Genomic DNA, 21,515 nt, shown 5'->3' with positions numbered 1-21,515 from the left:
CTTCAGGCCAGCTTCCTGACCTGAAGGGCCAGCTCCGGCAGCCGCTCGGCGGGATCGCGGTACCGGTGCAGGGCGGCCCGCCCCTCCTCCCCGCGCAGGCGGGCGGCGAGGCGGGCCGGCAGCACCACGGTGAGCAGCTGGCCGGCACCGGAGAATCCCTCCACCAGCCAAGCCACCCAAGCGAGTTGGACGCTGGCGCCCGGACTGAACGCAAGCGGACGGTGGCCCTCGAAGGCCACCTCGTACACCCCCGCCTTGCTCCAACTGGAGAGCGTGAAGGTCTTGTTGCCCGGATCGAAGCCCAGCGGCACGCAGTCCCGCAGTCGCTCCCGCCCGACCGACGCCAGGAAGTCCCGGTTGGTCCGCAGGCTGAGGTGGGCGGTGGCGAACTCCTCCACCGCCGACCTGATCTCCCCGGCCAGCCGTTCCGGCTCCCCAGCCGGCCGGCAGGTCAGCACCACTTCACCCAGCAGGTTGCCGAGCTGGCCCGCCGGGATACCCAGATGGCGCCGGATGTTCACCGGTAGCAGCAGGGTGCGTGCTTCCTCGTCGCCGTCCAACTGCCGTATGGTGGTGACCAGATGGGCCGCCAGCACGTCGTTGGCCGACAGCCGCCGACCGGTGGCTGCACCAAACCGGGCCTTCATCTCGGCCACCTCGGCGTCGGTGAAGTACACCTGGACGGTCCGGTTGGCGCGCGGCGCGGTGCGGAACTCGTGTGCCAGCAGCTCGGCCTCCGCCGCCGTCGGGATCCGGAACCCGAGCCGCCCCGAGTCCTCGGCCGGGAGCACCGCGTCGAGGTGACCCTCGCGGTCCGCGGCGATGCCGACCTCGGGCGGCTCGGTGCCCTCGACCGCCGCCGACCAGGCCCGCATCAGCGTCATGAAGCTCTGCACGTCCCCGATCACATGGTGCCAGGAGCAGCCCAACGCCGTTCCGCCGTCAGCCAGTCGGCTGACCCTGACGGTGAACAGCGGCCCCTCGCCGGAGTGGGCCCGGCCGGCCTCGACGTGGTCGACGTACCCGGAGGAGCCGAGCGTCATCCGGCTCATCGCCTCGGGCAGCGTCTCGGCCGCCTCGGCCGTCACAAGTGGCACACCCGCGTCGGAGCAGACGATCTCCAGCCCGTCCCGGCCCGCCCGCAGCCGCCCGCCGAACAGCGGCGCCCGGCCGAGCGCCTCGGCCAGTCCAGCTGCCAGCCGGTCCGGGTCCAGCTCCGTGCCGTAGAAGAACACGACGGAGACCGGGAGTTCGGCCAGCATCACGTCGGACACCCCGCAGCGGACCACCGTCCCCGACGCGCGTCCGGCATGGATGGTGCGGCTCTGCGCAGAGCGGATCATCGGCCCTCCCGGTGGCTACCGGAACGATAGTGGACTAGACCGGTTTCGCTCATCCTTCACGAGAACATCCGCCCCGTCCGACAGCTCCGCCACCCGCGGGTCATGCGGACTGCCGGATCACCAGCTCCGGATCGAACAGCACCGAGCCGGGCTCCGTGAGCGGATCGGCGATCCGCTCCAGCAGGAGCCGGGTCATCTCGGCCGCCATCTCCTCCACCGGCTGCCGGACCGTGGTGAGCGCCGGCAGCCCGACCGTGGCGGCGCTGCTGTCGTCGAAGCCGATCACCGCGACGTCCTCCGGCACCCGACGGCCCCGCTCGGTCAGCACCGCGACCGCTCCCCGCGCCATCAGGTCGTTTGCGGCGAACACGCCGTCCAGGTCCGGGTGTTCGGCGAGCAACCGCTCCATCGCCTTCGCCCCGCTCGCCTGGCCGAAATCACCCTCCACCGCCGGAACGTCCGCGCCGAGCACCGCCCGGACGCCGGTTAGGCGGTCCGCCCCCGCGGAGATCGCGGCCGGGCCGGCGATGGTGACGATCCGTCGGCAGCCCCGGGCCCGCAGGTGCTCGGCCGCCAGCCTGCCACCCTCGACGTTGCGCAGGTCCACCCAGCTCAGCCGCCCGGGCAGCGGCTCGGCCGGACGGCCGAACAGCACGGTGGGCAGGCCGGCTTCGAACAGCCGCCCGGACAGCGGGTCGTCGGCCCGAGTGGACACCACCATCGCGCCGTCCGCATTGCCCTGCCGCAGGTACGAGAGCACCTGCTCACGGGCGGCCGGGTCGTCGGCCAGCATCAACACCGGGTGCACGCCGAGCGGGCGCAGCGCCCCGATCATCCCGCCCACCACCCGGCCGAAGAACGGGTCGGTGAAGATCTCCTCCTGCCCGGCGGAGCTGGACATCACCAGCGCCACCGCACCCGCCCGCCGGGTCACCAGGGCGCGCGCGGCGGCGTTCGGGACGTAGCCGGTGGCGGCCACCGCGTCGCGGACGGTCTGCTGCAACTCCGGGTCGACGTTGCGGATGTTGTTGATGACCCGGGACACCGTGGACCGGGACACGCCCGCGGCTCGGGCCACATCCTCGAGAGTGGCGGGCCGCCGGGCCAGGGCTTCGCTCATGGGGCCGTTTATAGCACGGGCGCGAAGCCCCGCCCCGGCCGATTCCGGCCGCCGGGACCGGGTCGGCACACGGACGATCCGCCCCGGCTCCCCACCGACCGCGCCGGGCGGGGGTCCTGGCGGACTCTCAGGAACCTCTCATCTACCATCAGCAAGTGCCCAGCCTGACCGGAAACCTGATCCAGATCATCGCCATCCTGCTCGCGGTGGCCGCCTTCGTCGCCACCCTGTCGCTCTGGCCGAAACTGGCCGGTCGCGGTTGGAAGTCCTGGACCGGTCGGCTCGGTGCCTTCCTGGTCACCCAGGTCACCGTGCTGGTGGCGATGGGCCTGGTGGCCAACTCCTACTTCGGCTTCTACACCACCTGGAGCGACCTGCTCGGCACGGACGGCGCCCCCGGCACGGTGGTCGAGCAGCAGCCGGGCAAGCCGGTCTCAATCCGCGGCGAGCAGAAGGTGTACTCCTCGCAGGGCTCGGCCCGGGACCGCGCGGGCGTGATCCAGCAGGTCGAGATCAAGGGCGCGTCCTCCGGGATCAGCAGCGCCGGGTACGTCTACCTCCCGCCACAGTACTTCCAACCGGGCTACGCCGAACGGAAGTTCCCGATGGCCCTGGTACTCGCCGGGTACCCGGGGTCGGCGGAGAAGCTGATCTCGCTGATGGCCTACCCCGCCTCCACGCTGACCGCGATCGAGGCCGGAAAGCTGCCGCCGACCGTCCTGGTGATGATGCGTCCGACCGTGGTCGGCAACCGGGACACCGAGTGCGTCGACGTCCCGAACGGGCCGCAGGTGGAGACCTACTTCGCCGAGGACCTGCCGAAGGCGGTGGCGGCCTCCTACCGGGTCTCCGACCAGCCGGGCCAGCGAGCCGTGATCGGCAACTCCACCGGAGGCTACTGCGCGCTCAAGTTCGCGCTGCGCAGGCCGGATTCGTACCGCACCGCGATCTCGCTCTCGGGCTACTACAGCGCGCCGACCGATGTCACCACCGGTGACCTGTTCGGCGGCCGGGAGCAGCTCGAACGGGAGAACGACCTGCTCTGGCGGCTGAAGAACACGCCCCCACCAACCGCCGCGCTGCTGCTCACCACCAGCTACAACGAGCAGAACTACCCGGCCACCCAGCAGATGGTGGCCGCCTTCAAGGCGCCGACCAGGCTGGCCACCATCACCCTCGACAGCGGCGGCCACAACTTCCACACCTGGACCAGGGAGATCCCGCCCGCGCTGGAGTGGCTCGGCAAGCAGCTGGCACCCGTTCAGCCGGCCTGACGAGCACGCCGCCCTGGCGTCTCCCTCGGCCGCCGGTCGATTCCTGACCGGGATCACAGCTGTGCTTCACGAAAATCTCAGCGTGGTGGCAGAGCGTAGCCCCCATGACCACGACCAGTTCCCCTCCTTCCACCAGCGAACCGTGGCCCGAGGCTGCGAACTACCCGCCGCCGGAGACCCCCGAGCCCCCGGCACGGGCCACGGTCGACCCCCTGTTCCCGCCGGTCGGGCTGCCGTCGACAGGCCCGAAGAGCCCGTCCTCCTGGGCCGGGCGGCTGCGTACGCTGCCCACCCGCGCCTGGCGCGGCCGTCCTGACGACCCGGCCTGGGCCCGGCCCGCGCTGCTCGGCCTGCTGGCCGCCACCGCGCTGCTGTACTTCTGGAACCTGAGCGCCTCCGGCTGGGCCAACTCCTTCTACTCGGCCGCCGTACAGGCCGGTTCGCAGAGCTGGAAGGCGTTCTTCTACGGCTCCTCGGACGCGGCCAACTTCATCACCGTCGACAAGGCACCGATGTCGCTCTGGCCGATGGCCCTGTCGGTCCGGGCCTTCGGACTGAACTCCTTCGCCCTGCTTGCCCCGCAGGTCCTGATGGGTGTGGCGACCGTCGGCACGGTGTACGCCACGGTGCGCCGCCGGTTCTCCCCGCTCGGCGGCCTGGTGGCCGGTGCGGTGCTGGCCCTGACACCGGTCGCCGCGCTGATGTTCCGGTTCAACAACCCGGACGCGCTGCTGGTGCTGCTGCTCACGCTGGCCGCGTACGCCCTGGTCCGGGCCACCGAGACGGCGAGCACGCGGTGGATGATCCTCGTCGGCGTGCTGCTCGGCTTCGGCTTCCTCACCAAGACCCTGCAGGCCTTCCTGGTGCTGCCCGCCTTCGCGCTGGTGTACCTGCTGGTCGCACCGACCGGCCTCGGCCGCCGATTGCTCCAACTCCTTTACGGCGCCGGGGCGATGATCGCCTCGGCGGGCTGGTGGGTGGCGATCGTCGAACTCACGCCCGCCTCCGCCAGGCCGTACATCGGCGGCTCGCAGGACAACAGCTTCCTCTCCGTCACCTTCGGCTACAACGGCTTCGGCCGACTGACCGGCGAGGAGACCGGCAGCGTCGGCGGCGGTGGCGGCCAGGGCGGCGGCTGGGGCGAGACCGGCATCACCCGGCTGTTCGACGGTGACATCGGCGGCCAGATCGCCTGGCTGCTGCCGGCCGCGCTGCTCCTGCTGCTGGTCGGCCTCTGGGCCACCCGCCGGGCCCCGCGCACCGACGGTGCCAGGACCGCCTTCCTGGTCTGGGGCAGCTGGCTGCTCAGCACCGCGCTGACCTTCAGTTACATGTCCGGCATCTTCCACCAGTACTACACCGTGGCGCTGGCCCCGGCGGTGGCCGCGCTGGTCGGCATGGGCGTGGACGGCCTCTGGCGGGCCCGTAGGCGGCTGCCGTACGCGGCGCTGCTGGGCCTGGTCGTCGGCGGCACCTCGGTCTGGGGCTACGTCCTGCTCGGGCGCAGCACCGACTTCCTGCCCTGGCTGCGCTGGGCGGTCCTGGTCGGCGGCCTGCTGGCCACCGTCGCCCTGGTCGGCTCGGCCCAGGTGACCGGTCGGCTGGCCGGGCGGATCGGCGCCGCCGCCGGACTGGTCGCGCTGGCCGCCGCGCTCGGCGGACCGGCCGCGTACGCGGCGGACACCGTCTCGACCGCCCACACCGGCTCGATCCCGACCGCCGGGCCCCGGGTCCAGGGCGCGATGGGTATGGGTGGGCCCGGCGGCATGCGGTTGCGCGACGGCGGGCAACTCCCACCCGGTGGCGGCGCCTTCCCGCAGGGCGGCGGGGCGTTCCCGCAGGGCGGCGGGGCGTTCCCGCAGGGCGGCGGGGCGTTCCCGCAGGGCGGCGGGGCGTTCCCGCAGGGCGGCGGGGCGTTCCCGCAGGGCGGCGGCCAGACCCGTGGCCGGGCCGGTGGGATGCCCACCGGCCAGCTACCGCAGGGCGGCTTCGGCGACACGACCGGTCGCGGCGCGATGGGCGGCGGCGGTATGGGCGGCCTGCTCAACGGCGCCCAGGTCAGCGACGAAGTGGCGCAACTCCTCAAGCAGGACGCCGACCGGTACACCTGGATCGCCGCAGCGGTCGGCTCGCAGAACCAGGCGAGCTACCAACTCGCCACCGGCGCGCCGGTGATGGCGCTCGGCGGCTTCAACGGCTCCGACCCCTCGCTCACCCTGGACGCGTTCAAGCAGTACGTCCAGCAGGGCAAGGTGCACTACTTCATCGGCGGAGGCGGCATGGGCGGCTCGGACCGCGTCATGGGCGGCCTGCGCGGCGGCGGCACGGGCGGCTCCAGCCAGTCCGCCGAGATCGCCGCCTGGGTCGAGGCCACCTTCACGGCTCGGACGGTCGGCGGCACCACGGTCTACGACCTGACCACGGGCAACTGACCGACCCGGATGCCCCCGGCGGAGCCACGCTCCGTCGGGGGCATCCGGCTGTCTGAGCCCCCACACCCCGGCCGGGCGCGCCGCCGCGCGACTTGACCCCCCGTGAGGCGGCTGGTCTGCTGGTGCCCCGTCAGCAGCCCTGCTCGCCACCACCCGGGGGAGAACTCCGTGCGCGCCCGCCGTACCGCCCTGTCCGCGACCGCTCTCCTGCTCCTGATCGCACCGGCGCTGTCCGCCTGCACCAGCGGCGACAGCTCCCAGGACCGGGCCACCCAGGTCAACCCCGGCACCAACCCGCTGCAGAACCCGGACGGCACCAAGCCCGGCCTCGGCCCGATCACCTCCCCCGACGACCGCAAGGCCGCCCGCGACCTGATCGCCAAGGTTGCCACCGCCGAGAGCGGCGGCAAGGCGGGGTACGACCGCGACCAGTTCGGCCCGCCGTGGACCGACAACGTGGACGGCGTCCCGCTCGGCCACAACGACTGCGGCACCCGGGACGATTTGCTGGCCCGGGACGGCAAGTCCCTTGAACACAAGGATGGTTCGGCCTGCGTGGTGACCGGGATGACGATCTTCGACCCGTACACCGGCAAGACCGTCCGGTGGACCAAGCAGCAGGCCAACAAGATCCAGATCGACCACGTGATGGCACTGTCCTACGACTGGCAGATGGGGGCCGCCAGGTGGGACAAGGCCAAGCGGGTGCAGATCGCCAATGACCCGCTCAACCTGATCCCCGCCGACGGCCCCCAGAACGCTGCCAAGGGCGACTCCGGCCCGGCCGAGTGGCTGCCCGCGAACGAAGCGGTGCGCTGCTCCTACGCCGTCCGCTTCGCTCAGGTCTCACTCAAGTACCAACTCCCGGTCACCCCGGCCGACAAGAAGGCGATGCTCGCCCAGTGCACGGGCTGACCCAAGCCCCGCCCCGGCCGGCGGCTGCGGGGCTCAGCCCCCGATCGCGGACATCGGCCGGTCCGGCTGGACGAAGTCGGCCGAGTTGATGTCGTGGCCCGGCCCCTTGCGAGCGATCGTGTTGCGCCAGGCCAGTTCGATCGCGGCGTCATCGGCGTCGCCGCGCAGCAGGGCGCGGAGGTCGGACTCCTGGGTGGCGAAGAGGCAGTTCCGGAGCTGGCCGTCGGCCGTCAGCCTGACGCGGTCGCAGCCGCCGCAGAACGGGCGGGTCACCGAGGCGATCACGCCGATCACGGTGTCCGTCCCGGCGATCCGCCACTCCTCGGCGGGGGCGTTGCCGTGCCGCCCGACCGGGACCAGCTCCCAACGCTCCGTCAGGACCGCCAGCAGCTCGTCCGCGGTGATCATCTTGTCCCGCTCCCAGGCTCCCTGCGCGTCCAGCGGCATGGATTCGATGAATCGCATCCGGTACCCGTGCCCGGCGGCGAACTCCACCAGGTCGAGGATCTCGTCCTCGTTCACCCCGCGCACCGGCACCGCGTTGATCTTCACCGGTGCCAGTCCGGCAGCCTGGGCGGCGGCCAGACCCGCGAACACGTCGGCGATCCGGTCCCGGCGGGTGATCTCGGCGTAGCGCTCGGGCCGCAGGGTGTCCAGGCTGACGTTCACCCGGTGCAGCCCGGCGCTCTTCAGCTCGGCTGCGGTTCTGGCCAGCCCGATGCCGTTGGTGGTCAGGGAGACCTCGGGGCCGAGCGCGGTCAGCCGGGAGACCAGCCCTGGCAGGCCGCGCCGGAGCAGCGGTTCGCCGCCGGTCAGCCGGATCGACCTGATGCCCAGGCGGGTGACCGCGATCCGCACCAGTCGAACGATCTCGTCGTCGGTCAGCACCTCCGCCTTCGGCAGCCAGTTCAGCCCCTCGGCCGGCATGCAGTACGTGCAGCGCAGGTTGCAGCGGTCGGTCAGCGAGACCCGCAGGTCGGTGTGGACCCGGCCGTACCGGTCCACCAGCGGGGCAGGTGCGGTGTACATCTGCCCAGTACAGGCCCCCGGCGGGGGAAGGTCCAGGGGTGGAAGACCCGGTCGGCGGCCCGGCGGCACCGGCCACCGTTGTGGGATCCCACAACTCCCCGGGCCCGCGGCCGCGCGGCAGACTGGTCCCATGGCCGCTCCCCCGTACGTCCCAGCCCTGGTGCTCGCCGCAGGCGGTGGCCGCCGGCTCGGCGGGTGGCCGAAGGCGCTGATCCGCTACCGGGGCCGCCCCCTCCTGGAACACGCGCTGGCCGTGGTCAGGGCCGGTGGCTGCACGGACTCCGTCGCGGTCCTGGGCGCGGCGGCCGACCAGGTACGCGCCGCCGCCGACACCGAAGACTGTCTCCTTGTCGACAATCCTGACTGGATGAGCGGCATGGGCTCCTCACTCCGAGCCGGACTGGCCGCCCTGCCACCCTCGGCCGACGCCGTCCTGGTGATGCTGGTGGACACCCCCGGCGTCACCCCTGCCGCCGTCGCCCGGCTGCTGGCCGCCCACCGCGCCGGTGCCGACCTGGTCGCCGCGGCCTACGACGGCCGGCGCGGGCACCCCGTCCTGATCGCCGCCCGGCACTTCGCGGAGGCGGCGGCCGGTGCGGAGGGGGACGCCGGAGCCCGCGCGCTGCTCGCCGCGCACGCCCCTGACGTGCGTCTGGTGGAGTGCGGCGACGTCGCCGTCCCGGACGACCTGGACACTCCGGCGGACCTGGCCCGCTGGACGGACCGTCAGGACGACGGCCCGTGCGCCCCTGACGTGCCCCTGGTCCATCCCTGAGGTTTGCCCCAATCCCCGGCGACGACCCCGGCGATCAGCGACGATGGGTAGCGACCCGGCCAGGCGACCAGAACGGACGGTGCGAGCAATGCCCGGAGTGCCGCTGCCCGACGACTTCAACGAGCAAGGGGCCGAGCGGCCTTACGGTACGACCGAGATCCGCTGTCCGGCCTGCCGCCGCGAGCACCTGTACGAGCCGCCCAGCCTGCCCTGCCCGTGCGGCGCCCAGCTGCGCGTCCCGCTGCTGCGCGGCGGCGTGCCGGTCCAGGTGAGGTTCCGCTCCTGGGAGGACTCCTGGCTGAGCATGCGCTGCCCGCACTGCGGGCGCAACGACCAGTGGCCGCAGCCGGAGTTCACCTGCAACTGCGGGGCCACCGTCCGACTCCCGGTGGACCGCGCGCCCCGGCTGCAGAGCACCGGCACCGGCCCGCTCGGGCCCGGTCAGTCCCGCCGCCCGCAGGAGCAACGGCCGCACACGGCCCTCCCGTCCACCGGCACCAGCTCCGGCGGCGGCCGGACCGCGCCGCCGCAGAGCACCCACTGGCAGCCCGCCGCCTGGCAGCAGCGCCCGCCGTTCCGGCCGCATCCCGTGCGCACCCAGGAGGACGCGGTGCTCACGGCGGCCCGATACCTCCAGTGGCTCGGCTTCGACGACCTGGAGCTGACGGAGGATCAGGACAGTGCGGCTGTAACGCTCTTGGGAACCCGGATGGTGGCCCAGGTGGACGCCGCCGGCCCGCCGGCCGACGTCAAGACGGTGGAGTGCCTCTGGCTCCAGACCCTGCACACCGAGGAGATCGCCGCCGCGCTGTTCACCCTCTCCGGCTTCACCCAGCAGGCCGTCGTCCGGGGAGAACAACTGCTGGTCGCGCTCTTCCGGTTGGACCCGGCGGGTATACCGCAGCCCGCCAACGGCGCCGCCGAAGCGCTGATGGAGACCGGTTGGACGTTCTGACCGGAGCCGCCTCACAGGTCTGGACCACCTGATCAGGAGCAGGTGGTTCCGGATCATCTCCCGCTCGTGATCTGGTGCACAAGCTCACCCCCGTGTTGAATTGCGGCCACAGCAGCCCGCTCGCTGGACACCGCACACAAGGAGGTGGCGTTGTCGGAGCACGGTACGGCCCTGGGGGGCAGCAACAAGACGGACGCGGTGTGGCGACTGCGTTCCCGTGGATGTTGGCAGGAGGCAGCCGAACTGCTCCGTCCGACCGCCGAGACCGACCCGTCGGCCGCGCTCGACAGAGCCGAACTCCTCATCGAGCAGTGCATGTTCACCGCCGCGCACTGGGAGCAGGCCGAGCAGGCCCTGCGCCTCGCCGAGGCCGGTGCGGCCACGGCGGACCAGCGGGCGGGCGCGGCCTGCTCCCGCGGCTTCCTGGCGTACGTCGCCAGCGTGCTCGGCCCGCGTGACCGGCTGGACGAGGCGCAGGCCGCGCTCGGCCGGACCTCGGCCCTGCTGCCGCCGGACGCGCCGGGCCGCCCGCTGCTCGACTTCCGCCGCGGCCTGGTCGCCGAGAACCTGCTGCACGACCGCACGGCGGCCTGGATCGCGTACCGCAGGGCGCACGAGGGCGCCGGCCGGATCGGGGACGAGCTGTTGCGCTCGTACACCTGGCGGCACCTGGCCTCGCTCTCCCTCGCGGCGGGCGAGACCGAACGGGCCAGGGAGGGCTTCCGGGCCTCCCTGACGATCCGTGAGGAGCTCGGCTTCACGGTCGGGGTGGCCCCGGCGCTGGCCGCGCTGGCGGAGGTTTCGGAGGCCGCCGAGGCAGTCCGCCTGCGGGCGGAGGCCGCCCGGCTGGTGCAGGCGCTCGGCGGCGTACCGGTCTGGCTGGCCCGCCGCCTCAACCCGGTGCCCGCCCCCGCCGCTCCCCCGGACGGCCGCGCCTGATCCTGAGCGGCACCTCACCGGCCCGAACGCCCCGCTTTCGAGTCTGCTCGGAATGGACGGGAAAAGGTTCGAATCAGTTCGGTCATTTCATCGGACCATACGGAGAGAACCAGGTCGGAATTCCCTCTCCTCGGTGCATTGACGGCGAATCAGCCAAATGGACGGCACACATCCGCCATAGTGGTGGCTCGCCATCACAAGGCAGGAAAGCGAGGCTGGTTCCGGCCATGAAACTGTCCGATATTCCACTGGGCTGGGCCCTCACGGGCGTGACCGGTCTGGTGGTGGTCGCCGTCGTGGTGACCTTCCTGCGGACCCGGACCGCTGCTGCGGCAGCCACCGGTTCGGGTGACTCCTGGGAGCGCGGCGAGGAGCGCCGCCGCCGCAAGGAGTCGATGTACGGGGGCGCCTCGTACGTGCTGCTGTTCTGCTGCGCCGGGGTCGCGGCCGCGCTCTCCTTCCACGGCCTGGTCGGCTTCGGGGTGCAGAACCTCGGGCTGTCCGGCGGCTGGGAGTACCTGGTCCCGTTCGGCCTGGACGGCGCCGCGATGTTCTGCTCGGTGCTGGCCGTCCGGGAAGCCAGTCACGGTGATGCCGCGCTCGGATCCCGGCTGCTGGTCTGGTTCTTCGCCGGTGCCTCCGCCTGGTTCAACTGGGTGCACGCGCCGCGCGGCGGCGGCCACGACGGTGCCCCGCAGTTCTTCTCCGGTATGTCGCTCTCGGCGGCGATCCTGTTCGACCGGGCGCTCAAGCAGACCCGTAGGGCCGCGCTCCGTGAACAGGGCCTGGTGCCCCGTCCGCTCCCACAGATCCGGATCGTCCGCTGGCTGAGGGCGCCTCTGGAGACTTACGCGGCCTGGTCGTTGATGCTGCTGGAAGGTGTCCGCAGCCTCGACGAGGCGGTCGAGGAGGTCCGGGACGACAAGCGGCAGGCCGCGCTGGACCGCGAGCGGCAGCGGCTGGCCAGCCGCCGTGAGCGGGCCGAGATCCGGGCGATCGGGCGGCACCCCGGCGGCCATTGGCGGCCGCGCTCGGCCGAACGGCAGCTCGCCGCCGCACAGTTGGAGGCGGGCAGCTCGGAGCCCGCGATAGTGGTCGAGGCACCGGCCGAGGAGAGGGCGGTGGAGGGCAAGGCCACCCAGGCTGGGCTGCCGGCCCGCCGCAGCGTCGACCTGACGCCGGAGGAGGACACCATGACGCTGCCCCGGCTGGACTCACTGGAGCAGAAGCTCAAGGACCTTGAGCAGCAGTTCGGCTGACCCTCGTCGGGGCGCCGGCAAGCTACTCGGCCTGGTCGGGCGAGAGTTCGAACCACATCCGCTTGCCGGAGCCGCGCGGTTCCACGCCCCAGCCGTCGGCCAGGGCCTCGACCAGCATCAGCCCGCGCCCGGAGGAGGCCTGCTCGCCCGGCGTCCGCCGGGTCGGCCAGAGGTCGGACTCGTCCTCCACCTCGACCCGCAGCCTGGCCCTGGTCTCGCCGTCGGCCGCGTCACCGACCGACTCCCGGTAGAGCCGTGCGGTGAACATCGCGTCCCGATCGGTGTGCCGGATCGCATTGGTGACCAGCTCGGAGGCGAGCAGCTCGGCGGTGTCGACCAGCTCGCCGACGCCCCAACGGCGCAGCGCGTCCCGCAGCTCACCGCGCAGCTCGGAGATCCGGGCCAGGTCCGCCTGGCCGATCCGGCGGCGCAGCTGCTGGGCGGCCAGGCCGCCGGCAGGACCGTCCCAGCGGAGCAGCAGCAGCGCTATGTCGTCCTCCCGCTCGGCGGAGTCGGCGGCCTGCGAGGCGATCCGGTCGGCCAGCTCCTCCAGCTGGTCGCGGGGCCCCTCGTCCCGTCCCGGCAGCTCCTGGGAGACGGCGGCGCAGAGCCGGGCGAAGCCGGTGTCCAGGTCCATGTCGCGGGCCTCGACCAGGCCGTCCGTGCAGAGCACCACCGTCTCGCCCGGGTCCAGGCTGAACCGGGTGACCCGGTACTCCTCGTCCGGCGAGACCCCGAGCGGCAGACCGCCGGCCACCGGCACGATGGTGGCGCTGCCGTCGCCGCGCCGCACCACCGGGTCGAGGTGCCCGGCCCGGACGGCGTAGACCACGCCGTAGTCGACGTTCACCTCGGCGTAGGTGCAGGTGGCGAAGTGGTCGGTGTCCAGGTCGGCGAGGAAGCGGGAGGCCCGGGCCATCACTGCGGCGGGCGGGTGACCCTCCGCGGCGTACGCGCGCAAGGCGATCCGGAGCTGGCCCATGATGCCCGCCGCGTGCACGTCGTGGCCCTGTACGTCGCCGATCACCAGGCCGACGTGCCCGCCGGGCAGCGGCACCACGTCGTACCAGTCGCCGCCGATCTGCAGCCCGGAGCCCGCCGCCAGGTACCGCACGGCGGTGGTCACGCCCGGCACCGAGGGCACCGTACGGGGCAGCATCACCCGCTGCAGACCGGCCGCCAGCTCGTGCTCGGCATCGTGCAGCCGGGCCCTGGCCAGGGACTGGGCGACCAGCCCGCCGAGGGTGGAGAGCAGGGTGCGCTCGTCCGCGTCCAGCTCCCGGTCGTCGTCGAAGCTGACCAGGCAGACGCCGATCGGGCGGCCGCTGGCGACCAGCGGGAGGAAGGCCCAGGCGCTGCGCTCCCCTGCCTCGGCCAGCTGCGGGTACGCGTCGGGATAGCGCTCCCGGTACTCGTCGCGGCTGGAGATGAAGATCGGCACGCGGTTGCGGATCGCCTCGGAGGCGGGGTGGGCGGGCGAGATCGGCGTGCGGTCGTACTGCTGGAGGTCGCCCGAGCGGTAGCCGCTGGCGCCGAGGATCTGCAGCCTGCCCGCCTCCAGCGAGGAGAGCACCAGGCCGTCCGGCGGCAGGCCCGGCAGCGGCAGCTCGGTGAAGACCCGGGCCACGTCCCGGACCGTGACGGCCTCGGAGAGCGCCCGCGCGGCCTCCTTGATGAACCGCGACCGCTCCTCGCGCAGCTGGGCCATCGCCCCGGCCCGCTCGCGCTTGTGCAGCTCGACGGTGGCGTCCCAGACGAAGCCGACCATCCGCGACGCCCGCCCGAAGGCGTCCGCCAGCACCCGGCCGCGGAACCGCACGGCGTGCAGCTCGCCGCCGGGGAAGACCGTCCGGTAGTAGGCACCGCACTGGCCGAGCTCGGCGACCGCCCGCTCGACCCGGCGGCGGACCACCGGCGCGTCCTCAGGGTGCAGCATCGCCAGGAAGGCCCCCGAGCTGCGGTCGAACCTGCCCGGCTCCAGGCCGAGGATGGCACAGGCCCGCTGGTCGCCCTCCAGCCGGTCATGGCGGATGTCCCAGTCGAAGGAGCCGATGCCGTTGGCGGCCATCGCCGGTTCGAGCCAGTCGGGGGTGGAGTCGCCCGTCCGGGTGGGCAGGCCACGCGAGACGGCGGAGGCGATCCGTCCGCCCGCCAGGCCTGCCGCGGACCGGAGCGATCCGGCGGCCGCCGCACTGCGGGAGGACTGGGCCGGTGGGGTACGGCGTGCGGGCCCCCGCGGCTCGGGCTCTGTCGCCATGCTTCTCCTGCCGCTGCCGTGCCACGCCGTCCGGACGGACCGCGATAGCCGTGTGCTGAGTGGTGGGCGGTGCTCGGGCGGTGGCGGCCGGTCGAGGCTTGGTTCTCCCCGCCGGCTTCCCGGGCACACATTCTCACTATCCTGCCGAAAGATTACTAGTATCGCCTCACCAGCACGGATGGGGCGAGGATTCGGCATCGGCCGCACCGGACACTGCCAGGTCAGCACATCGGCGCTTCGTGGGCAATGGTCCCGGCCGCTTTCGTGACAGGAACCCGGGCGCAGTCAGGCGGCGCCGAGCTCGAACCAGGTGACCTTGCCGTCGCCGCGCAGCTGCACGCCCCAGTCGTCGGCCAGCGCCTCCACCAGCAGCAGCCCCCGGCCCGAGGTGGCGGTCTCGCTCGGCGCCCGGCGGCCGGGCAGTCTCGTGGTGGTGTCCTGCACCTCGATCCGCAGCCGCTGCTCCGGGGTGAGCACCGCCTCCAGCACCGCGCCGCGCTCGGTGTGCAGCAGCGCGTTGGTGACCAGCTCGGAGGTCAGCAGCTCGGCGGTGTCCGCGAGTTCGGGCACGCCCCAGTGGTTGAGTGCGGCGCGCAGCCGACGACGGACGGCGCCCACCGCGATCAGGTCGGCAGGGGCCAGCGCCGCATGCAGCCTGCGGTGCAGGGCGCAGCCGGGCTCGTGCACCGGCGGCGTCTCCTCCCGGTGTCCCCTGGGCCGAACCTGGTCACTGCCCGAAGCAGTCCGCTGCCGCGGAAATCTCGCCTGACCGTCCATCACGTACGCCCCCACCCCTCGCTCGGACAGCCGGCCGCGCCATGTCCCCCGTCGGCGGGCCCGTCCCGATACTGACGACCATCCTCATGCCCAGCGGTCGTGCTACGCAACAGTAGGTGGCCGATCACCTGGGGTGAACCGGAGCTCAACCGACCAGAAGTGATCCTTTTCGGTGCCCTTCGGAGGTTTGGTTCGGCCACGGGGCTTACATCGTCGCGGCCTTCGACGCGCCGAACGGCCCGGGACCGACAAGGCTGGACATGGCGGCCCGGTCCGGGTTCAATGGCCGGAGATATTTGAACAACGTTCTAACTTCTGAGCCCCACCCCCTGCACTGACCCACCGGCACGAGCGAGCGAGGCACCGTGCGACTGACCCCCACCGAGCGGGATCGGCTGCTGATCTTCACAGCGGCCGAACTGGCCCGAGCCCGGCGTGCGCGGGGCGTACGCCTCAACATCCCGGAAGCGACCGCGCTGATCGCGGACACCGTGTGCGAAGCGGCCCGGGACGGCCGACGCCTGGCCGAGGCGATCGAGGCCGGCCGCAGCGTGCTCACCGCCGCCGACGTCCTGCCCGGCGTACCGGACGTGGTCACGGTGATCCAGGTGGAGGCCGTCTTCGACGACGGCACCCGACTCGCAGTGGTCAACGACCCGTTCCGGGGCGCCGGTTCACTCGGTGACGACGCCCCCGGTGGCGCGCTGCTCGGCACCGGCGCGGGCTACGACCCGGTAGAGGAGACGCTGCTGCTGCCGGTGCACAACACCTCGGCGGTGCCGATCTCGGTGACCTCGCACTTCCACTTCTTCGAGGCCAACCCGCGCCTGGCCTTCGACCGGTCCGCCGCGTACGGCACGCACCTCGCCGTCCCGGCCGGCTCCTCGGTCCGCTTCGACCCGGGCGCCACGGTCGAGGTCGGCCTGGTGTCGATCGGCGGCGACCGGGTCGCGATCGGCTTCGCCGGCCTGGTGGACGGCCCGCTCGACGCGCCCGGCGCGCGCGAGGCCGCCCTCGCGAAGGCCCGCGCGACCGGCTACCTGACGAGCTTCGACGACGCGGAGCTCGAATCGTGAACACCACCCCTCGCGTCGCCCACCCCACCTCCTTCTCCTGCGAGGCCGGAGCATGAGCGCCATCACGCCCCACGACTACGTCTCCGTCCACGGCCCCCGGGCCGGCGACCGCATCCGCCTCGGCGACAGTGGCCTGATCATCCGGGTCGAGTCCGACTCCCAGGAGCCCGGCGAGGAGTTCCTGGCCGGGTTCGGCAAGACCGCCCGGGACGGCCTGCACCTCAAGGCCGCCGCCGTCCGAGACACCTGCGACGTGGTGATCAGCAACGTGCTGGTGATCGACGCCGTGCTGGGCATCAGGAAGACCTCGATCGGCCTGATCGACGGCCGGATCGCGTCCATCGGACGGGCCGGCAACCCCGACACTCTGCACGGGGTGGACGTGGTCGTCGGCACCGGCACCACCATCGTCTCCGGCGAGGGCCTGATCGCCACCGCGGGTGCCATCGACACCCACGTCCACCTGCTCTCCCCCCGGATCATGGAGGCGTCGCTCGCCTCCGGCGTCACCACGATCATCGGCCAGGAGTTCGGCCCGGTCTGGGGCGTCGGCGTCAACTCGCCCTGGGCGCTCCGGCACGCGTTCAACTCCTTCGACGCCTGGCCGGTCAACATCGGTTTCCTGGGCCGGGGTTCGTCCTCCGACCCGGCACCGCTGATCGAGGCCCTCGCCGAGGGCGGCGCCTCCGGCTTCAAGGTGCACGAGGACATGGGCGCGCACACCCGCGCCCTCGACACCGCACTGCGCGTCGCCGAGGAGTACGACGTCCAGGTCGCCCTGCACACCGACGGCCTGAACGAGTGCCTCTCCGTCGAGGACACCCTGAAGGTGCTGGAAGGCCGGACGATCCACGCCTTCCACATCGAGGGCTGCGGCGGCGGACACGTCCCCAACGTCCTGAAGATGGCGGGCGTCGAGAACGTCATCGGCTCCTCCACCAACCCCACCCTGCCGTTCGGCCGCGACGCCCTGGGCGAGCACTTCGGCATGATCGTCTCCGCCCACGACCTCAAGGTCGACCTCCCCGGCGACGCCGCGATGGCCCGCGACCGGATCCGGGCCGGCACCATGGGTGCCGAGGACGTCCTGCACGACCTCGGCGTCATCGGCATCACCTCCTCCGACGCCCAGGGCATGGGCCGGGCCGGCGAGACGGTGCGCCGTACCTTCGCCATGGCGGGCAAGATGAAGGCCGAACTGGGTCCCCTGGACGGGGGGTTCGGTACCGCCGAGAGTGGCGACGACAACGAACGCGTCCTGCGCTACATCGCCAAACTCACCATCAACCCCGCCATCGCCCACGGCCTCGCCCACGAGGTCGGGTCCATCGAGGTCGGCAAGCTCGCCGACATCGTGCTCTGGCGGCCTGACCACTTCGGCGCCAAACCGCAGCTCATTCTCAAGGCCGGTTTCCCCGCGTACGGTGTGGTCGGCGACCCGAACGCCTCCACCGACACCTGTGAACCCCTGGTCCTGGGACCGCAGTTCGGTGCCCACGGTGCCACCGCCGCCGACATCTCCGTCGCCTTCGTCGCCCAGGCCGCCGCCGACGGCGCGTACCTGGACCGGATGGCCGACCAACTCCCGACCCGCAGGCGCCGGGTGGGCGTGCGCAACACCCGCGGCATCGGCCCCCGCGACATGGTCCGCAACGCCCGGATCGGCAACGTCCAGGTCGAGTCCGACACCGGACTGGTCTCGCTGGACGGCGCGCCGCTCCGCTCCGAACCGGCCGACTCGGTCTCCCTCAGCCGCCTGTACTTCCTCTGACCGCCCAGGTCCCCACTCGCTTAGGACTACACCCTCATGACCAACACCCCCGCCGCGCTCGGCTTCCGGATGCCCGCCGAATGGCACCCGCACGAGCGCACCTGGATGGCGTTCCCCACCGACAACCCGACCTTCGACACCCCGGACCACCTGCACGCCGCCCGTGAGGCCTGGGCCCGGGTGGCCAACACCATCGTCCGGTACGAGCCGGTCACCATGATCGTCAACACCGGCGAGCTGGACGACGCCCGGCGCTACGTCGCCGCCGAGGTCGAGCTGGTCGAGCGTCCGCTGGACGACGCCTGGATGCGGGACATCGGCCCCACCTTCCTGATCAACGGTTCCGGTGAACTCGCCGCCACCGACTGGGTGTTCAACGGCTGGGGCGCCCAGTCCTGGGCCCGCTGGGAGCACGACCAGCACATCGCCGAGGAGATCACGGGCCTGACCGGCGTCCGGCGCTTCGCCTCCGAGCTGATCAACGAGGGCGGCGGTATCCACGTCGACGGCGAGGGCACCGTCCTGGTCACCGAGACCGTCCAGCTCGGCGAGGGCCGGAACTTCGACTGGACCAAGGAGGCCGTCGAGGCCGAACTGCACGCCCAGCTCGGCACCTCCAAGGCCATCTGGCTGCCGCGCGGACTCACCCGCGACTACGACGAGTTCGGCACTCGGGGCCACATCGACATCGTCGCCTCCTTCGTCCGCCCCGGCGTCGTGGTCGCCCACGTCCAGCCCGACCCCGCCCATCCCGACCACGAGGTCTGCCAGGAACTGGTAGCCATCCTGCGCGCCGCCACCGACGCCCAGGGCCGCACCCTCGAGGTCATCGAACTCCCCGCCCCCACCGTCCTCTCCGACGAGGACGACGAACCGGTCGACTACTCCTACATCAACCACTACGTCGCCAACGGCGCCGTCATCCTCTGCGCCTTCGACGACCCCCGCGACCAGACCGCCGCCGACCTCCTGGCCGAGGCCTACCCCGGCCGCAAGGTCGAACTGGTCGACGCCCGCGAGATCTTCGCCAACGGCGGCGGGATCCACTGCATCACGCAGCAGCAGCCGCAGGCCTGATCCCCCGGATCGACTGAGTCGGCAGGGTGTCGCAGCGTCCGGTGCGGCACCCTGCTACGTCAGTGCCCTCCGCACCACTCGTGCGGCTCGCACCGAGTCTTCATGCGCGCCGCGACACTGTCCGGGCAGAGGCACGTCAACTCCCGGCAGCGACAGGTGATCCGACAGCACCGATCACCGGTCGGTCCCGCGACCGATCCAGGCCGAGAGGACGACGGGCATGTCGAGAGTGCTGTATCTGCTGGGCACCGCCGCCCCACCTGTGTTGGATCTCCCTGCCACCGTCACCTCCGCCCAGGTGCGGGGTTGGGACGTATGTGTCGGGCTCACGCCCACCGCCGCTGGTTGGTTGGAGAGCGAGTTCGACGCGCTGACCGAGCTGACAGCCCATCGGGTGAAGAGCCGGTACCGCCGTCCCGGCGAGCGCGACGACCGGCCGCCCGCCGATGTGGCGCTGCTGGCGCCGACCACGCTGAACTCCGTCAACTCGATCGCGCTCGGCCTCACTCCCTCGTGGCCGATCGCCTATGCGGTCGAGGCGCTGGGGCGGCGCGCACCGCTGGCGGTGATGCCGTGCGTGAAGGACACCCTCGCCAGTCACCCACAGTTCGGCCGGAGCGTGCAGACCCTTCGCGACGCGGGCGCTCAAGTGCTGCTCGGGCCTGACGGCTTCACTCCGCACACGTCTGGTCAGGCTGGCCCATACCCCTGGGCCGACGCGCTCGACGCAGTCTCGGAGATGTGACGGGGCAGCACTGCGCGGCTCATGTCGGGCCGGGGCAGCGGACCCGCCGCTTCGGGTCATAATGCGCCCATGCCATCCAGCCTGGCCTCCGCATGACGTGGCCCGCCCCCACCGGTCGCAAGCAGCCTCCGCGCCGTCCGCACTGGCACCGTGTCCGCAGTGCGGGCCCGAATGGTCGAGCCGGCAGGCGAACCGAGCCCCTACCGGACCGTCCGGGCCGCACTTACTTGCCAGGGTCGAGCGAGCGCGTGGCGATGCAAGGGCGACGAATCCGTCGGTTCGCAGCGGCACAGCTGGTCGACGCCGTCACCTGTGCGGGCCGCCACCCGGTCTCCTCCTCGATCTCCCGGGCGACAGCCGCCGCCGGGTCCTCGCCCGGCTCGGCCCAACCGGCCGGCACCTCCCGAGAGCGCGTCGTACTCGACCAACGGCATCAGCACGACGCGGTTCCGGTGCTTCCACGCGACCGGCTGTCAGGAGGTCGGGGCGCCGGTGGATGCGAGTAAGGCGACCGGGTTGAGTGGCTCCCGGAGGTCGAGGTGGTGAAGCTGCTGACCTCGGGCGATGTGGTGGATGGGCCCTTGCCGGCTGCGCTCTCGTACTGTTTGGGCCCTCACCGGCTGGCGGCATGCTGAGCCGGCCCCTGCACCCGACGGCCGGCCTCGCACCGGCCCCGGTCAGCGGGGCGGTCTCGGGGAGACCGCGCCAGCGGGGTCCGTGCGGCGGGGCCCTGGGGCCGGCGGCCTCCCTACTCCTCGCCGTTCATCGGCCCGGGGACCGTGGACCTCTGCCGAGTTGGCAGGGGTCCACGGGCCCGGTCTCGACCAGCGCGGCCTCGCCTACTGTCCGGCGGCGGCCCGACGGCCCGGCATCACTTCAGGTGTCGACCGAAGAACCGGTCCCCGTCCTCCACCTCGAACCACGGGGTGCCGGCGTGGCCGCCCACGTTGGCGTGCAGGGTCTTCTCCTTGCTGCCGAAGGCGTCGAAGAGGTCCAGGGCCCGTTGCCGGGGGTTGCCTTGGTCGTCCCACTGCAACAGGAAAAGCAGCGGAATGCGGACCTGCCGGGCCTCCTCGCGTTGGGCGCGGGGCACGTAGCCCCCGGCGAACAAGCCCGCGGCCGCGATGCGCGGCTCGACCACCGCCAGCCGGATGCCGATGGCGGTCATTCCCGAGTACCCGACGGGACCGCCGATCTCGGGCAGCGCGAGGAGGGCGTCCAGGGTGGCCTGCCATTCCGGGACCGCCTGGTCGACCAGCGGGACGACGAAGGATTCGAAGATCTCGTCTACCGGCTCGCCTGCCTGCATCGCCCGGCGGAGGTCGGCGCGGGCCTGCTCGTCCACGGCGGAACTGGGCCGGTCGCCGTGCCCGGGGGCGTCGATGGCGGCCACCGCGTAGCCCTGCTCCGCGCAGTACCGGGCTCGGGCCACCAGCCTCGGTTCCCGCTTGTGCAGGCCCCCGTTGTGGCCGATCAGGATCAGCGGAGCCGGGGTGGTGACGGGCGTCCACAGGACGCCGGGGATCTCGCAGAGGGTGAATTCGCGTTCGAGGATGCCGCTGTCGAGGCGCTGCTCGGAGGTGAACTGCATGGTCGTGCCTTTCGGGAGTGCTCACGTACGGCGCTCCCGGACGACCTATCGCCCGACCATGACTCCGGAGGGGAGCACCCATGTCGATACTGCGTTCACGGGTACCACCTCCTCGTTCTCTCGCACGGCCACCCGAAACGTAGCAGCCGTCGCCGGGGGCGGCCAAGCGGATTCCCGGCG

At 72.3% G+C, this 21,515-nt stretch carries 18 protein-coding genes; 11 read left to right on the top strand and 7 right to left on the bottom strand.

Annotation, left to right across the window (positions count from 1 at the left end):
* Positions 1-2 precede the first annotated feature (2 nt).
* Both ACKUU6_RS25515 and ACKUU6_RS25510 read right to left on the bottom strand, forming a co-directional pair.
* Positions 3-1,343, bottom strand: coding sequence for an acyltransferase (locus tag ACKUU6_RS25515; RefSeq protein ID WP_407990901.1), 1,341 nt, complete (start codon positions 1,341-1,343; stop codon positions 3-5).
* A gap of 100 nt (positions 1,344-1,443) precedes the next feature.
* Positions 1,444-2,463, bottom strand: a complete 1,020-nt coding sequence (locus tag ACKUU6_RS25510; RefSeq protein ID WP_407990900.1) for a LacI family DNA-binding transcriptional regulator — start codon at positions 2,461-2,463, stop codon at positions 1,444-1,446.
* Positions 2,464-2,618: 155 nt separating this feature from the next.
* On the opposite strand from ACKUU6_RS25510, the gene ACKUU6_RS25505 reads away from it, so the two are divergent.
* The 3 genes from ACKUU6_RS25505 (at position 2,619) to ACKUU6_RS25495 (ending at position 7,084) form a co-directional block, all read left to right on the top strand.
* Entirely contained in the window at positions 2,619-3,737 is a 1,119-nt protein-coding gene (locus tag ACKUU6_RS25505) for an alpha/beta hydrolase (RefSeq protein ID WP_407990899.1), read from the top strand.
* A 104-nt stretch (positions 3,738-3,841) separates the two neighbouring features.
* Positions 3,842-6,169, top strand: a complete 2,328-nt coding sequence (locus tag ACKUU6_RS25500) for an ArnT family glycosyltransferase (RefSeq protein ID WP_407990898.1) — start codon at positions 3,842-3,844, stop codon at positions 6,167-6,169.
* 168 nt (positions 6,170-6,337) lie between these two features.
* On the top strand, positions 6,338-7,084 hold the full coding sequence (locus ACKUU6_RS25495; RefSeq protein ID WP_407990897.1) for an HNH endonuclease family protein: 747 nt from the start codon (positions 6,338-6,340) through the stop codon (positions 7,082-7,084).
* Positions 7,085-7,117: 33 nt separating this feature from the next.
* Here the strand turns inward: ACKUU6_RS25495 and moaA are convergent, their stop codons facing one another.
* Entirely contained in the window at positions 7,118-8,113 is a 996-nt protein-coding gene (gene moaA, locus ACKUU6_RS25490) for a GTP 3',8-cyclase MoaA (RefSeq protein WP_407990896.1), read from the bottom strand.
* Positions 8,114-8,243: 130 nt separating this feature from the next.
* On the opposite strand from moaA, the gene ACKUU6_RS25485 reads away from it, so the two are divergent.
* The 4 genes from ACKUU6_RS25485 to ACKUU6_RS25470 all read left to right on the top strand — a co-directional run bounded on the left by ACKUU6_RS25485 (position 8,244) and on the right by ACKUU6_RS25470 (position 12,041).
* Positions 8,244-8,888 carry a nucleotidyltransferase family protein gene (locus ACKUU6_RS25485; RefSeq protein ID WP_407990895.1) on the top strand — a complete coding sequence of 215 codons (645 nt, stop codon included), beginning with the start codon at positions 8,244-8,246 and terminating at the stop codon, positions 8,886-8,888.
* Between the two features lie 88 nt (positions 8,889-8,976).
* Positions 8,977-9,843 (top strand): hypothetical protein, encoded by an 867-nt coding sequence (locus ACKUU6_RS25480; RefSeq protein ID WP_407990894.1) that lies wholly within the window; start codon positions 8,977-8,979, stop codon positions 9,841-9,843.
* 150 nt (positions 9,844-9,993) lie between these two features.
* Complete coding sequence (locus tag ACKUU6_RS25475; RefSeq protein ID WP_407990893.1) at positions 9,994-10,782, top strand: hypothetical protein; 789 nt, start codon at positions 9,994-9,996, stop codon at positions 10,780-10,782.
* A gap of 227 nt (positions 10,783-11,009) precedes the next feature.
* A complete protein-coding gene (locus tag ACKUU6_RS25470; protein ID WP_407990892.1) occupies positions 11,010-12,041 on the top strand; it encodes a DUF2637 domain-containing protein in 1,032 nt (343 codons plus the stop codon).
* A gap of 22 nt (positions 12,042-12,063) precedes the next feature.
* Here ACKUU6_RS25470 and ACKUU6_RS25465 read toward each other — a convergent pair whose 3' ends face one another.
* Together ACKUU6_RS25465 and ACKUU6_RS25460 are read right to left on the bottom strand one after the other, a co-directional pair.
* A complete protein-coding gene (locus ACKUU6_RS25465; RefSeq protein ID WP_407990891.1) occupies positions 12,064-14,298 on the bottom strand; it encodes a SpoIIE family protein phosphatase in 2,235 nt (744 codons plus the stop codon).
* 285 nt (positions 14,299-14,583) lie between these two features.
* The gene (locus tag ACKUU6_RS25460; RefSeq protein ID WP_407990890.1) at positions 14,584-14,985 is read right to left on the bottom strand and encodes an ATP-binding protein; all 402 of its coding nucleotides are present in this window, start codon (positions 14,983-14,985) and stop codon (positions 14,584-14,586) included.
* Positions 14,986-15,440: 455 nt separating this feature from the next.
* Between ACKUU6_RS25460 and ACKUU6_RS25455 the strand changes: the two genes are divergently transcribed.
* The 4 genes from ACKUU6_RS25455 to ACKUU6_RS25440 all read left to right on the top strand — a co-directional run bounded on the left by ACKUU6_RS25455 (position 15,441) and on the right by ACKUU6_RS25440 (position 19,744).
* Positions 15,441-16,151 (top strand): urease subunit gamma, encoded by a 711-nt coding sequence (locus ACKUU6_RS25455; RefSeq protein ID WP_407990889.1) that lies wholly within the window; start codon positions 15,441-15,443, stop codon positions 16,149-16,151.
* Between the two features lie 52 nt (positions 16,152-16,203).
* Complete coding sequence (locus ACKUU6_RS25450; protein ID WP_407990888.1) at positions 16,204-17,922, top strand: urease subunit alpha; 1,719 nt, start codon at positions 16,204-16,206, stop codon at positions 17,920-17,922.
* Between the two features lie 36 nt (positions 17,923-17,958).
* A complete protein-coding gene (locus ACKUU6_RS25445) occupies positions 17,959-18,999 on the top strand; it encodes an agmatine deiminase family protein (protein ID WP_407990887.1) in 1,041 nt (346 codons plus the stop codon).
* A gap of 220 nt (positions 19,000-19,219) precedes the next feature.
* A complete protein-coding gene (locus tag ACKUU6_RS25440) occupies positions 19,220-19,744 on the top strand; it encodes a flavoprotein (RefSeq protein ID WP_407990886.1) in 525 nt (174 codons plus the stop codon).
* A 223-nt stretch (positions 19,745-19,967) separates the two neighbouring features.
* On the opposite strand, the gene ACKUU6_RS25435 is transcribed toward ACKUU6_RS25440, so the two are convergent.
* Positions 19,968-20,144, bottom strand: coding sequence for an NUDIX hydrolase (locus ACKUU6_RS25435; RefSeq protein WP_407990885.1), 177 nt, complete (start codon positions 20,142-20,144; stop codon positions 19,968-19,970).
* A gap of 471 nt (positions 20,145-20,615) precedes the next feature.
* Complete coding sequence (locus ACKUU6_RS25430; protein ID WP_407990884.1) at positions 20,616-21,335, bottom strand: dienelactone hydrolase family protein; 720 nt, start codon at positions 21,333-21,335, stop codon at positions 20,616-20,618.
* Positions 21,336-21,515: the final 180 nt, after the last annotated feature.

It is taken from the genome of Kitasatospora sp. CMC57 (genome assembly GCF_045866025.2).
In the GTDB taxonomy this organism is placed as follows: domain Bacteria; phylum Actinomycetota; class Actinomycetes; order Streptomycetales; family Streptomycetaceae; genus Kitasatospora.
The sequence above is the reverse complement of the archived record's forward strand: the minus strand, read 5'-3'. Positions and strand labels throughout refer to the sequence as shown.

Bases quoted from the DNA above. Each gene is read 5' to 3' on its own strand.
- ACKUU6_RS25515 (WP_407990901.1), bottom strand. From the start codon at position 1,343: ATGATCCGCTCTGCGCAGAGCCGCACCATCCATGCCGGACGCGCGTCG.
- ACKUU6_RS25510 (WP_407990900.1), bottom strand. From the start codon at position 2,463: ATGAGCGAAGCCCTGGCCCGGCGGCCCGCCACTCTCGAGGATGTGGCC.
- ACKUU6_RS25500 (WP_407990898.1), top strand. From the start codon at position 3,842: ATGACCACGACCAGTTCCCCTCCTTCCACCAGCGAACCGTGGCCCGAG.
- moaA (WP_407990896.1), bottom strand. From the start codon at position 8,113: ATGTACACCGCACCTGCCCCGCTGGTGGACCGGTACGGCCGGGTCCAC.
- ACKUU6_RS25485 (WP_407990895.1), top strand. From the start codon at position 8,244: ATGGCCGCTCCCCCGTACGTCCCAGCCCTGGTGCTCGCCGCAGGCGGT.
- ACKUU6_RS25480 (WP_407990894.1), top strand. From the start codon at position 8,977: ATGCCCGGAGTGCCGCTGCCCGACGACTTCAACGAGCAAGGGGCCGAG.
- ACKUU6_RS25470 (WP_407990892.1), top strand. From the start codon at position 11,010: ATGAAACTGTCCGATATTCCACTGGGCTGGGCCCTCACGGGCGTGACC.
- ACKUU6_RS25465 (WP_407990891.1), bottom strand. From the start codon at position 14,298: ATGGCGACAGAGCCCGAGCCGCGGGGGCCCGCACGCCGTACCCCACCG.
- ACKUU6_RS25450 (WP_407990888.1), top strand. From the start codon at position 16,204: ATGAGCGCCATCACGCCCCACGACTACGTCTCCGTCCACGGCCCCCGG.
- ACKUU6_RS25445 (WP_407990887.1), top strand. From the start codon at position 17,959: ATGACCAACACCCCCGCCGCGCTCGGCTTCCGGATGCCCGCCGAATGG.
- ACKUU6_RS25440 (WP_407990886.1), top strand. From the start codon at position 19,220: ATGTCGAGAGTGCTGTATCTGCTGGGCACCGCCGCCCCACCTGTGTTG.
- ACKUU6_RS25430 (WP_407990884.1), bottom strand. From the start codon at position 21,335: ATGCAGTTCACCTCCGAGCAGCGCCTCGACAGCGGCATCCTCGAACGC.